Here is a 12,846-nt window from a genome sequence, read left to right as displayed (position 1 = left end):
TTGGTCCCGTATTTCCTGGAAGATTTAGATACATTTATCGTTGTCGACCTCCGAAGAATGAGTGACATTGATACTTCCTGTATGGGCATCATTTCTTTCTTCCCTGTAGGATTCGAACGCTGTTCGAAGAGTTCTTAACTCAACTTCCAAGTCATCTAACTTACTCCATAAGGACTCCATGGCTTTGTTCCATTTTTCAAATTGGTTAAAATAAAGTATTAGACCGAGATCCCTTAAGTTATAAGGGTTCCCGGTCTTCTAAATCATCAATCATTTCATATAGTCTCACTGACAATCCCTTAACTTGGATCTAAAGCAAAAGATATAATAATATACAAAGAACCTCCGCGGCAACCTCCCGGTAATGCAACACATTCTAAGCTTCCGCTACTTTTTTGAAACCAATGTATTTTGCTATTCATAAACAATTGAATTAGCGACATCTAATTAAGCGACCGGAACTACTCCCGTATTTACAGGATTGATAAATATCACTAAAGTACATATTAATAAGGGATATTAAACTTTGATCCCATTCCCAAATATAAATGTATTATAAAATAAGGATTAATTATATAAATAAGGTTATCATAATTGACTTATCTTACCTTTATACTTCTTACAAAACCTTCTCCTAAAAATCCCTCATATGTACCGTGACCTACTCAGTCTGGATCGGTGCTATTGAAAATACATCATCAAATCGTAGTTCTAAATATAAACCCCTATCATCACTGTAAATGTCTTTCATGGCCTCTAAGATCAAAAAAGCTAACGTTAGAGAAGGGGTTTTCCCACCATTCTCTATTTTATTGATGAAAGTTGGACTAACATCTAGTTTAGTAGCAATTTGTTCCTGTGTAATATTTAATTTCTTCCTATACTCCCTAATGAAATTTACAACCTTGTACTGTTGCTCCTTCTTTTCCATACTGGATCATCCTATCAATTTACTTGCAAAAGAGCTAACCGTTCTTTAAATTGTTCGTATCCAATAATCCCTTTGTTTAGATCCTCTTGGTTGAGTACTGCGGCCGCCTCATCCAACTCCTCAATAATTAATGAATCAAAAATAATCTGACCACAAAGTTCATTTTCACATACATATGCCGGAATGTTTTTAAATGTGAACTTCTGTCCTTTGACAACTCTCCTGGCATTTGCAGTTTTCTCCACGAGAGTGGATTTGCAAATGGGACATTTCATATAGGTATCAACTCCTGTTTTATTTTATATGTTCTGTCAATGACCAACAAAATATGTGATCGGTTTAAGATCTATGATATTTGGTGATTACCCCTCGAGGCCCCACATTCCGGTGAAGGGTACCTCAAGGGTATGTAATACCGTTATTTTCAACGTCAAGTTAAAACATCTTAAAAGTGCTACTTCGTCCTAGGTTGTCTAGTCTTGTTATCGCCTTTATACTTATCAGATGAAACCAGATAAGCTGTAATTACAAATGCCTTGTCATTGTCCACCTTACAAACGACGTGGAAAGGTGGGAACTCATCCGGCTCACAAAGAAAAATTCCTTTAGCTTGGGTGTCAGGATACTCCCAACGGAACTCAATGAGCTCTGGTTTTTCCGCCATACAGTTAATCAACATTTTAGCGGTAATGTTTTCATCTGCCATTTCTTCTTGAGCGTGATAGCTCAGTAGTACAGTTTTAGCCCCCCCGGTCTCCTTACGATACTTAAACACGGAAATCGCTTGATCCGTCATCTTTGCTTTCATCTGGTCGTGTAGCGAGATCTCGTCCGACATTTTTTCACACCTCTCTCCCCCGGTCGGCAAAACCGTATTGTAAGTATGCCCTCGGAGTATAAGTTGAAGGTCATCGTCAATGAGCACATCTTACCGTAATCTTATATTATCGAAACTTGACCTATAAGTCAATTTTCGATGTACCTATAGATGAATTTATAAATGACTAAACATAAATACGCACAATCTCCTCTGTATTCGACTGAAATTAGATTAGTTCGTATGGATTGGAAGGAATTGTCATACCGGGGTTGTTAAGAGAAAGCATATACTGATGTTCTTCAAACATGTCAAATAATTGAGAGAATAACTCCTCATCCAACTCAATTGGATAAATGACCCCATCCGCAAAGATGTAGGCAGGTACGGCGCCTTCAAATATTGGCGTTGCTGTGGTAGCTCGAATATAGCCTTTACGCTTCCACATTTGTTCAACAATTGGATCAACATCCATTCCAACAACTTCGTAATAGAAAGGAGTTACGAATAAAATGTAGCCATTCGTATATAGGTTGTTATCCCCACTAATCTCTTCACACAATTCCAGATCACGAAGGGGCCTTTCTTTAGCTTTTTGGATCTTTGTACAGCCAATGCATCAATAACTGACAAATAAATGCCCCGAATGTGTTCGTTAATGGCATCATCTTGCGAGTTCTCCAATTTTGATAAATCGAATAGGTAAGCCCATCCATTGGATTTAAGCATTTCTTCGGATAGTTCGATCGCAGCCAAGTATTCCAACTCCATTCTGTTTCAATATTTACAAATAAGCATACACGATCAAATGGTCAACAGATTGTCATGGAACGTATGTTTCTCATGGGAATATTATCCTATCCTGCTATTTCGACACACTTCGCTGTTAGTCCTTTTATAAGCAAAAAGACGACCTTTTACAGTCGTCTACTAGCAAATATTGAACTAAATTACCTTTTCACAGTTATTTTTTATGACCGAAACAACATTCATTAACTCTCTGGCTTCATTCATATGATCCTTAAATAACGTCGTTATGCTGCCCAAGCTGCGAAAAGGCTCTTCCATCAAGACCCGATTATCTTCAATCATGCCATTCGCCACGATGTAATCTACGAGAAGCTTAACGAACCGAATCTGCATTGCATTCAGCTTTTCATCGCTCAGGAATGCACTGAAAGCTTCATTCGCTGCGGTACGGTCAAGCCCAACCATTTTCCGCACTAATTTACTTACTGGTGTATCGCCGAATTCTTTCTCATAATCAGACTGGGTGCCGAGATCTTCCCACAAAATCCGTTCCAGTGTCTGCAGGTCCAACTGATTCAAGGGCTTGTTGTTGCGAAGCTTGAAGATCGCCAGCTCATCTTGATGTTCCTTCAAGTAATGCTCTACCTTCTTCTTATAGTCCTTCAGATTGTTCGTATTATAGATGGCTCCGCTCTCACGGGTCTCTAAAATCTGATCTTTGAAATTCGTATAGTAGATTTTCTGCTTGCTCTTCTCGATAAACTTGATCAATTCCCGAAGGGCAACCCGAACTGCTTCAAGCTCTAACATATCTGCACTCTGCCAGAATTCATCCGTCTGCACTTTCTCGATGATATATTTTTTCTCCACAACCTGTGGGATCGTTCCAAGCTTCGACAGTGCTTCTGCGGTCTGCACAATACTGCGGATTGGCTTAGACGCATTACGCTGCTGCAGATAAGCAAGGTCAACGGTATAGATCAGTAAATCGAATCGTTTGGCCAACTCATCATCCTGCAACGGGGTAATGAGCGGAGCAATATATTCTTTGATTTCTGCGACAGATGCTGTACCTAAGCTCTGCCAAGCGTCCTTATTCTTATACGTATCTACATACCGCTGCTTCAGCTTCACGCGGAAGCTATCTTCATTCAGACTCCGAACACTGTCCAATAGCTCTTGGAGCAACTCATTTCGATAACGGATATAATCCTCTTCCTGATATTTCACGTGCTGCAGTTCCCGCACAATATCCAGTTTGGCATTGAACAGCTTCTCCGTTAAGCTCTCACCGATGTTCCCTTCCATTCCCTTCGGGTTCGCTCGGAAGAATTCGAAGTTATTGCAGAAGTCGAAGATCAAGAACTTATCTTTATCCATCCCCGCTCCAAGCAGGTCTTTACACAATCTTGTTCCTCTGCCGATCATTTGCCAGAATTTCGACTTGGAACGGACTTTTTTGAAGAATACGAGATTCAGAACTTCAGGAATATCCACTCCGGTATCGAGCATATCGACGGATACGGCAATCTGTGGGAATTTATTCGCCGTGCTGAAATCGTCAATCAAGGTATCCACATATTTGATGCTGTAATCAATTTGTTTGACATAATGCGTACCGTACTCCGGATATAACACGTGGAAACGTTCCACAATGGCTTCTGCATGTCGACTGCTCTTGGCAAAAACAATCGTCTTCCCCAGCTTGTCCCCGCCTTGAATACGAAGCCCATTCTCCATTAGCTGATGAAGCACCATATCGATCGTATTCGCATTGAACAGCCATTCATTTACGGCCGTATTCGCGATCGAATCATCAACCGTCTCATCGTCTTCGAACGTTCGCTCGAATTCTTCTTGTTCTTCCTCACTCAGGTCATCATAATGAATCCCGTCTTCCATAATCTTCGATTTGATCTCTATCGTGCGATAGTCGACCAAATATTCATCCTCTACCGCTTTTTCCAGCTCATAGGCGAATGTTGGCACGCCGTTCTCGAGCTCGAAGATCGAATATGTATTTTTGTCGATTTCATCCTTCGGTGTCGCCGTCAATCCGAGCAGCATGGCATCATGGTAATCGAAAATGTCTTTGTATTTCTTATAAATACTCCGATGACTCTCATCGATGATAATCAGATCGAAATGGCCCGGCGTGAACAGCTTCTTCCCGTTCTGCCGCTTCGTATCATCGATTGCGTTCATCATGGTCGGATAGGTCGAGAAAATCATTCGGGATTGCTCCGGGTTTTCCTTATTCTCCAGCAAATTGCATAGCGTCAGACTTGGCAGCAAATGGCTGAAGTTATTCTTGGCTTGCTTCACCAACGTACGGCGATCCGCCAGGAAAAGAATATTCTTCGCAACATTGTGCCGCATTAAGACATCCACGAAAGAGACCGCTGTTCGTGTCTTCCCACTGCCCGTCGCCATAACGAGCAGCATCTTCCGCTGCTTCGCCGTGATGGCCGAGCACACATCCATAATCGCCTGCTTCTGGTAATACCGATTGGAGATATTCTCATCAATTTCAACGGTTGTGAACGGCAGCTTGCTGCTCCGACGATCCACCATACGCTGCAGCTCTTCTTTCGTAAAAATCGCCGCAACACGGCGCATCGGATAGCCCTCAGCATCGTCGAACAGGTTGATGTCAAATCCATTGGTCGTGAAAATCACAGGACGCTGCCCATATTGATTCTCCAGACAGTCTGCATACAGCTTGGCCTGCTGAGAGCCGACAATGGGGTCGACTCCTGTTTTCTTCGCTTCAATGACCGCAAGCGGTTTGCCGTTACTGCCATAGAGCACGTAATCTACGAAGCCCTTACCCGTAGCGTTTGGCATCCCTTCGACCGGAACCTCAGAGATACAATCTCGTCCAAGCTCCCAGCCTGCAAGCTTTAGCTCAAGATCAATATATCGATTCCTTGTCTCTGCTTCACTAAGTGCATCAACTTCGAAATGATATTCCTCAGTACTCGCGACCCGCTGTGCAGTCATCGCTACACGCAGTTCTTCATTCTCTTTGCGGAGTTCTTCCAGCCGTTGATCCTTCGAACTAAGTCTTTCATACAAATCTTGCAATTCTTGCGGTCTTGTCCTTCTCTCTTCTCCCGCATGAAGTAGTTCTTCATCAAAGTCAGGACAGGTATATTCAACCGCATAACAATAATCGATCCAACGGACGACTTCGTGCAAATTCCGCAGCGAGAGCACAGCCTCATCTCGGGAAATGGAAGCATTCGTATGTACCGCGGTATTTCCAAGTTTGATGATATATTTCATCAATGGAAATAGCTGCGGATCGATAATCTGCCGGAACGTTGGCTCGTGGATTAGACTTGAAATATTATCTTGATACGGGATCTTCAATTCAGTATCGAACGTGTACACCCACTTGATAGCCAGCTCCAGAGCCCTTCTCGTAAGAATGGCGCTGGTGGCAGGGGATACAAGTAAACTTTTCTCAGACTCTACGGCACTATCAGCAAAGGATTGAAAAATTGATTTGTCTCTCAGAAAATCAAAGTTCGTACACATGGCTGTCCTCCTAGAATAATTCGCCTTTGAACGCTCGCTGCATAAGTGCTTGGAAGTTGTTTTCAAGTTCAATTAATCCCTTTTTGAGCGACTTCTTTTGTTCATTTATTTTAGTAACTATCATTGCAAAATTATTTTGCATTTCAATCGGAGGCACAGCCATCATAATATCCTGTAGTTCTTGAGCATTGATGTTAGCCATGCCTACAATATTTTTACACATATTATTTAAAGTTTGCTTACCATACGGTGAATTTAGAAATGCGGAAATATACTGTGTATTAGCCCTTTCATTTGTTCTCACCCTAATTAAGTATCCAGCAAACGCCATTTTTTCATCTTCCACATATACTGCCGTTTTCCCTACTAATTCTTTACTGTTGGTTCTGTTGAAAAGCAAGTCTCCTTTTTCTACTAAATACTTTTCTTCATTTTTCTCTTCAAGATCTATATACTTTAAATCCGAAAAATCCCAATCTCCCTGATATGTAATATTATTCATTCTCAATATAGGATATCTGCCTTTAGTTTCGTCAGCCTTTTGACTTGATCCATATTTTGCTTCAGTTATTAGATTCCTGAGAGGTTCAATTTCCCAGCCCTTAGGATTTGTAACTGGATCCCCAAAGATTTCATAAAACAAGCTTTTTACAAGTTCATCACAAGCATCGATTTGTTCTTTTCTTTTGTCTATTAGTTCTCGGGCTTTGTCGAGCAAAATTGCTATTTTATGTTGAATCTCAATTGTTGGAACAGGTAGTTCTACATGCTCAATAATGCTTTTATTTATCGCCTTAAATGTACTCCCTGTTCCTAGATTACTGATTTGTTCTTTTTTTAGAGTCAAATAGTAATAGAGGTATTTGAAATCCAATACACTCTCTATTGGAGTTATTGCAGCTAATCCCCTACCTATACAACAAGATATATTACATATATTCACATCACCAACAGGTGCTCTGACCGACATTAATATATCTTTTTCTCTCGCTTTTTTTAATGGACTTGAACAATACATCCTGATACTAGGGTACATATCACCAAAATCTGCTTTACCTTGAAAGAATGGTTCTCCGATTCCTTCTGTGTTATAACTACTGGATTCTGGTGATTGCCCCATATTAATGTTTGCAACATCATTTAATTTCTTAATCAATCCCATAACAATCACCCCTCAATCATCCCAGCCAGCTCTTCTATCCCCGCCTGAATTTCCTCTTCCAACACTTGAATCTTCTTCAGAATCTCTCGAGGATGTGCATAGGCTACTTCCTCATACTCGATTTCCTTATATTTATTAATCGACAGGTCATACCCATTGTCCCGGATCTCTTGCACATCGACCATAAAGCTCTGCTCTGTACGCTTCCGAGCGATCTCATCCTGCAAGTTGCCGAATCGTTCTACAATATCCGATATATCATTCTGCTCAATCGGCTGTCTCTTATCATCCAATGAGTAGCCGTCGGCCTTCATATCATAGAACCATACATGATCCGTACCGCCTGCACCTGTCTTCGTAAAGATTAGGATTGCCGTACTAACTCCCGCATAAGGCTTGAACACGCCGCTTGGCATCGAAATAATGGCTTCAAGCTTATGATTGTCTACTAATTCTTTACGAATCTCCTTATGTGCATTGCTGCTGCCAAAGAGAACGCCATCCGGCACAATGGTAGCACTGCGTCCGCCGAGCTTGAGACTTCTTAGAATCAGCGCAAGGAAAAGAAGCTCCGTCTTCTTGGTCTTCGTGACTTTTAGCAAATCGCTGCTTACGGCATCATAATCTAGAGACCCTTTGAACGGCGGATTCGCTAACACGATCGTGAACTTTTCTTGATCTTCATTTAACTCAGATAAACTATCCTTATACTCAATGTTCGGTTGATCCACGCCATGCAGGAGCATATTCATCGCACCAATCCGAAGCATGGTCCGATCCATGTCGAAGCCGTGGAACATCTCTTCATGAAAATGCTTCTTAAGTCCCGCGTGCAAGAACAAATCCGCATGGTTCTCCCTCACATACTCCTGAGCAGCGACAAGAAATCCCGCACTTCCCATCGCAGGATCCGCGATGACATCGCTTGGACTTGGCTTCATGAGTCGAACCATCATCTCGATAATATGACGGGGTGTACGAAATTGTCCGTTGGTACCAGCCGTAGCGACTTTGGATAAAAGATATTCGTACAAATCGCCTTTGGTATCCCGATTATCCATATCAATCCCGTCGATGCCATCAATAATTTTGGTAAGCATTTGAGGCGTTGGAATTTTGAAGATTGCGTCTCCCATATATTTCGCATAAGCGGAGTCTCCGTCTTGATGCAGATTTTTAATGAAAGAGAATACGTCATTCATCATTAGGTTATACATTTGGATAGCTTCCATGTTCTTGAACTTGCTCCATCGCAAGCTTTGTTTGTTACTCGGGAACATCCCTTCATAGGTTAATCCTAGAAAGGCAGCTTCGCTTTCTTTCGTCGTCTCAATATCATCTAACCCTTTAATAAAGAGCAGGTACGTAAATTGTTCAATCACTTCAAGCGGATTGGTAATCCCACCTGTCCAGAATGTCTCCCAAATTTTATCCACTTTGTTCTTCATTTCACCAGTAATCATAAGCTCCTCCAGTTATATGTGATGTATCATCGTCTTTTGTTGAACCAACTATAATCAATACGCTTGATCACTTTCTCACTCTTCTTGTTATATACAAGCAAGAAGGACTTGAATAAGGTTCCCTTCCCCTGTAGATAAATCATATTTCCCTTCTCGCTGATCTCTAATCGACTCGCTTGAAGTTTATTTTCTGCCAAGATCCGGCCAACAGTCAGCGGTATCGCTTGCACCTTCTCTAAATGTCCACAATAATAGCATTCACCATTCAGATGGCATGACCGGCAGTAATACTGTTCACAGCTCTGGCATCGAATCATCTCTTGCTCCGATACATCGTTCAGACAGCACTCGCATGGATGCGCATGATCTGGACATAAAGATTGCTTCGAAATATGTGATACATGATGGCAAGCCGAGCATAGCTTTTTCGAACAAATCTTACAGCTATTCGAATTACATGACTGACAGTATTCTATCCCGCAAGATTCACAAGCGACGAATTCGGATGTGCTTACCGTTCTCGAACAATGACTACAAGATTTAGCATGTTCCGTACAGATGATGTGCTTGCTAATGGCTGAGGATGCAGCGCATTCCTTGCATATATCACTATCACAAACTTTACAGTATGTGGACAATTTCTTCTGCCTTAATTTCCTACAAGTTTTACACTGGTAAGTATTGAATAGTAGAGCCGTTGTATTGTCTGAAGTGATCGTGTAAGGGCCGTCTTGCTCAGAAATATCGCGAGCTTCTCTAAATCCCCTCTCCCCATCCCCATACAGCGTCGAATGACCATAAGGGCTTATGACACGAAGCTCTGCCTTCTCGATTCGCTTCTCTAATACAAGGCAGGCAACAATCTCTATCTTCACTTGATCCACAGCAACTTCATATTTCTTATGAAGCTGATCGATTAAATTCCCCTTCTCCGCGGCTAACAGTTCGAGTTCATCTAACGCAGACTTATTGCGAGAAGAGCCCGACGTCGCTTCCAATTCGAGATTGCGATAATAAGATTCTATTCGAAGAACCTCCTGGTCAAGATATTGCTGAACTTCCGCTTGTTTCTCCTTAGCATATTGCTCTGCGCAAGTTGTAGCATAGGCTGTCAGCTTCTCCATCGACTTTTGTATCGAACTTACCGGTATTTTATCTCGATTCTCCATCGGTGCAAGGTCTGGGATGCGCGTACTCTCGCTTCTCTCTATTCGTTCGTTCGTCAAATCTATGACATAGTGATCAAGCCTCTCTTCTACGAAAAAACCTTGCACGCTAATCTTGACCCACAGATGGAGCTCATCAACTTGCTCATCATGAAGCTGAACTATCTCGCAAGAACAATCGGGTGTGAATTGAGCCATGATCTCCTCGATTTTCGACTCTGCGGATAGTCGTACTGCCCCCATTGTGTAACTGTTATTTTTCCGAGCAACGAGCTCAGCCAATTTCTTAACAAAGAAGGAATCCTCCGACATCAGCAATGCATTAGGGTTCCCCTTCGTTTGAAACTTGATTTCCGTCATCAAATAGGGTAATTCTTTCTGAAGTATATTCGGAATAATCAGCTGGAAGCTCGCACCTCCATCTTGTTCAATGACAGAAATACCCAGCAGTTTACAGCTTTCCATGACGAATTGTTGTATTGACGACAATGCTCTCATCTCATCCCTATCCCAATTTCATCTAAAATTTTGGCCGATGCATTGGCATTCTTATGCCAATCTTCCTTGGCTTTTAATAATTCCTCTCCGATTTCCCGAAGCCTCAGCTCCATCTCGATTGAATCTTTGGATCCGAGAATCAACTTGCCGATTCGTACTTCCAGAGATTCATGATCATCAAGGACAAAGCTAAGAATCGTGTCCAGTTCACCGACCACCATCTCGAACAAATTAACTTTTGATGTTAAGATGTAGAGAAGATATTCATCTATCGTACCACGAGTAGGCATCGTATAAATATAAACTTCATCCTTTTGTCCAAATCGATGAATTCGGCCAATTCGCTGTTCAATACGCATCGGATTCCATGGGAGATCATAGTTGTACATTCGTCGGCACACTTGTAGGTTCAAGCCTTGTCCCCCTGCTTCCGTAGACAGGAATATTTGAGTCTTGCCCGATTTGAAGGCTTGAATACTTCTCTCCTTCTCTAAGGCATTCAGACCTCCATGATACAGAGACACCGAGATTCCAAACTGTTGGAAAGCGTTCTTGAGCAGTTCGATCGTCGCTAAATACTCTGAGAACACGATTGCTTGCTCTTGATTCTTAAGGATATGTTCAACAAGCTTTTCCGCTTTGCTCGGGAGTCTTATCGCCCTCCCTAGTGCAATGAGCTGCGCGCACTTTTTTTGTTCTTCTAAAGTCTGAAGTTTGGGCATCATTTTATGCTCTAATGTCGGAATGACAGACTGCGGACTGCTGCAATTTTGCTTCAACAAGCTGAGCAGCATCATTAACAGCATAGAGACTGGTGTGTTGTTTAGGCCAACTTTAACCGTACCACTAAGATATTGTGCGAAAATGTGCTTCGTAAAATCGACGACACCGTTGTAAAATTGCCGCTCAATTGGATTCATTTCAATATCCATGTTCACCACACGTCTACGAGGCAGCTCTACCAACGTATTCGAACGGCGGTTCCGAATCATCACTTGGGACAATAACTCTCTGAGCTTCGCGACATTCTTGGGTTGAAAGCGATCTTGCATATATTCCGTACGGAATGATCTTCTCGTCGTAAAATAGCCTGGTTTCAAGATATTTACAAGGCTATACAGCTCATTTAAATCATTCTGAATCGGTGTGGCCGACATCAGGATGGCATTCTTTCTTTTGATGCCGAACACAAATTTATAGGTTGCTGTTGCATGATTTTTCAAACAATGCGCTTCATCAACAATCATGAGATCAAAATGCTTCTCATCCAACATGGCCCTTCGAATACCGGAACGAGCCAGTAATGGCAAAGAAGAAATAAGGAGTTGGTGCTCCTCCCAACCATCATCTCGCACATCATAGAACGAAATCTGAAATTTATCCATCATTTCATTTTTCCATTGTTCAACGAGAGGTGCCGGAACAAGAATGAGTATAGACTGGATCATTCCGCGGTGAAGGAGTTCCTTGATAATTAACCCCGCTTCAATTGTTTTCCCTAAGCCCACTTCATCCGCAAGAATCGCACTGCCCCTCATTTCCCTTAATACTTTTAAAGCTGCTTCGATCTGCCAAGGTTTTGGTTCAAAGAAAATATGATCAAGACATCTTAGGCGATCGAATCCTCGTTGTAATTGTATTTCATGCGCCCGCAAATGAAGTCTAAAATGCTCCAATGATGCTCCGCCCTGTAATAGTTTTTCTTGTTGATATTGTAAGGGGATCAATTTCATTCATAGTTCCTCCAAGCAACCCTTCTAGGTCCAAGGTATTAAATTTCGAAAAACCGACCTTCAGTTCCTTCTATCCCTAGACCCTATTGGAACATTAAATATTGTAAAGAAACGTATGTTTATGGCATCGTGCTGACGGAACTTTGTTAATCCTCAATAATATAATCAGCATCAAAATAGAACGTATTTCTCTGTAGAGGGGAATCAGAGAGTGTTATCTAATAGTGCAGTAATGATTATTTATTTTTCTAGTCCTTCATAGATTTTCCCTGAAGTTAATTCCAAGTTCATTCGATAATAACGAACTCCGATTGAACGCCATTTGCTTAACTGCTTATCTTTAAAACCTATATTACATGTCTTCTTTGAATTTATATTTTTAGGAACTCTTTTCGCAAATTCGGCTTGTACAACTTCATCTGATACCAACACATAGTATGCTTGTTCAGGGAAATACCGATCTCCCTCCCGATAAGTCCTGGATAGAACGATGTAATTTTGATCCCCTTTATGAAAAAAGGAATTAGTCTTATCCCCGTAGTCTTTGTGATCAATCATAACTGATTCATATGGATCCCCTTGCTGTTTACTTTTACCAGGCTTGTGATCTCGTGGGATAACAACAATTTTGTATGACAGGCCATCCTTATTGCCTACTACATAACGTTGATCAAATGATCTAATATACGTAATCCCTTGTTCCTCGAACCATTGTTTCGCAAATAATACCCCATATGGGATAAGTTTATCCTCATTCATGTTTATCCCTCATTATCAATTTTC

10 protein-coding genes are annotated in these 12,846 nt (G+C 41.5%); all 10 read right to left on the bottom strand.

Annotated features, from left to right (window positions below):
- Positions 1-661: 661 nt before the first annotated feature.
- Positions 662-931 carry a helix-turn-helix transcriptional regulator gene (locus tag ACFQZR_RS19835; protein WP_379349123.1) on the bottom strand — a complete coding sequence of 90 codons (270 nt, stop codon included), beginning with the start codon at positions 929-931 and terminating at the stop codon, positions 662-664.
- Between the two features lie 14 nt (positions 932-945).
- Complete coding sequence (locus ACFQZR_RS19830; RefSeq protein ID WP_379349120.1) at positions 946-1,206, bottom strand: YgiT-type zinc finger protein; 261 nt, start codon at positions 1,204-1,206, stop codon at positions 946-948.
- A 179-nt stretch (positions 1,207-1,385) separates the two neighbouring features.
- A complete protein-coding gene (locus tag ACFQZR_RS19825) occupies positions 1,386-1,739 on the bottom strand; it encodes a DUF4258 domain-containing protein (protein ID WP_379349118.1) in 354 nt (117 codons plus the stop codon).
- A 238-nt stretch (positions 1,740-1,977) separates the two neighbouring features.
- The gene (locus tag ACFQZR_RS19820) at positions 1,978-2,223 is read right to left on the bottom strand and encodes a hypothetical protein (RefSeq protein WP_379349116.1); all 246 of its coding nucleotides are present in this window, start codon (positions 2,221-2,223) and stop codon (positions 1,978-1,980) included.
- Between the two features lie 470 nt (positions 2,224-2,693).
- Complete coding sequence (locus tag ACFQZR_RS19815; RefSeq protein ID WP_379349114.1) at positions 2,694-6,041, bottom strand: DEAD/DEAH box helicase family protein; 3,348 nt, start codon at positions 6,039-6,041, stop codon at positions 2,694-2,696.
- Between the two features lie 10 nt (positions 6,042-6,051).
- The gene (locus ACFQZR_RS19810; RefSeq protein WP_379349112.1) at positions 6,052-7,203 is read right to left on the bottom strand and encodes a restriction endonuclease subunit S; all 1,152 of its coding nucleotides are present in this window, start codon (positions 7,201-7,203) and stop codon (positions 6,052-6,054) included.
- Between the two features lie 5 nt (positions 7,204-7,208).
- The gene (locus ACFQZR_RS19805) at positions 7,209-8,666 is read right to left on the bottom strand and encodes a type I restriction-modification system subunit M (RefSeq protein ID WP_379349110.1); all 1,458 of its coding nucleotides are present in this window, start codon (positions 8,664-8,666) and stop codon (positions 7,209-7,211) included.
- 26 nt (positions 8,667-8,692) lie between these two features.
- Positions 8,693-10,297, bottom strand: coding sequence for a hypothetical protein (locus ACFQZR_RS19800; protein ID WP_379349107.1), 1,605 nt, complete (start codon positions 10,295-10,297; stop codon positions 8,693-8,695).
- 29 nt (positions 10,298-10,326) lie between these two features.
- Positions 10,327-12,063, bottom strand: a complete 1,737-nt coding sequence (locus tag ACFQZR_RS19795) for a DEAD/DEAH box helicase (RefSeq protein WP_379349105.1) — start codon at positions 12,061-12,063, stop codon at positions 10,327-10,329.
- A 240-nt stretch (positions 12,064-12,303) separates the two neighbouring features.
- A complete protein-coding gene (locus ACFQZR_RS19790; protein ID WP_379349103.1) occupies positions 12,304-12,822 on the bottom strand; it encodes a hypothetical protein in 519 nt (172 codons plus the stop codon).
- Between the last annotated feature and the right edge of the window lie 24 nt (positions 12,823-12,846).

The sequence above is a fragment of the Paenibacillus sp. GCM10027629 genome (genome assembly GCF_042676425.1).
Lineage (GTDB): Bacteria > Bacillota > Bacilli > Paenibacillales > Paenibacillaceae > Paenibacillus_K > Paenibacillus_K terrigena.
Note: the sequence above shows the minus strand (reverse complement) of the source record. Positions and strands in the feature narration are given on the sequence as shown.

What these genes read in the sequence shown, in the direction of transcription:
- ACFQZR_RS19835 (WP_379349123.1), bottom strand. Translation starts at nt 931, where the DNA reads ATGGAAAAGAAGGAGCAACAGTACAAGGTTGTAAATTTCATTAGGGAG.
- ACFQZR_RS19830 (WP_379349120.1), bottom strand. Translation starts at nt 1,206, where the DNA reads ATGAAATGTCCCATTTGCAAATCCACTCTCGTGGAGAAAACTGCAAAT.
- ACFQZR_RS19825 (WP_379349118.1), bottom strand. Translation starts at nt 1,739, where the DNA reads ATGAAAGCAAAGATGACGGATCAAGCGATTTCCGTGTTTAAGTATCGT.
- ACFQZR_RS19820 (WP_379349116.1), bottom strand. Translation starts at nt 2,223, where the DNA reads ATGGATGTTGATCCAATTGTTGAACAAATGTGGAAGCGTAAAGGCTAT.
- ACFQZR_RS19815 (WP_379349114.1), bottom strand. Translation starts at nt 6,041, where the DNA reads ATGTGTACGAACTTTGATTTTCTGAGAGACAAATCAATTTTTCAATCC.
- ACFQZR_RS19810 (WP_379349112.1), bottom strand. Translation starts at nt 7,203, where the DNA reads ATGGGATTGATTAAGAAATTAAATGATGTTGCAAACATTAATATGGGG.
- ACFQZR_RS19805 (WP_379349110.1), bottom strand. Translation starts at nt 8,666, where the DNA reads ATGATTACTGGTGAAATGAAGAACAAAGTGGATAAAATTTGGGAGACA.
- ACFQZR_RS19800 (WP_379349107.1), bottom strand. Translation starts at nt 10,297, where the DNA reads ATGGAAAGCTGTAAACTGCTGGGTATTTCTGTCATTGAACAAGATGGA.
- ACFQZR_RS19795 (WP_379349105.1), bottom strand. Translation starts at nt 12,063, where the DNA reads ATGAAATTGATCCCCTTACAATATCAACAAGAAAAACTATTACAGGGC.
- ACFQZR_RS19790 (WP_379349103.1), bottom strand. Translation starts at nt 12,822, where the DNA reads ATGAATGAGGATAAACTTATCCCATATGGGGTATTATTTGCGAAACAA.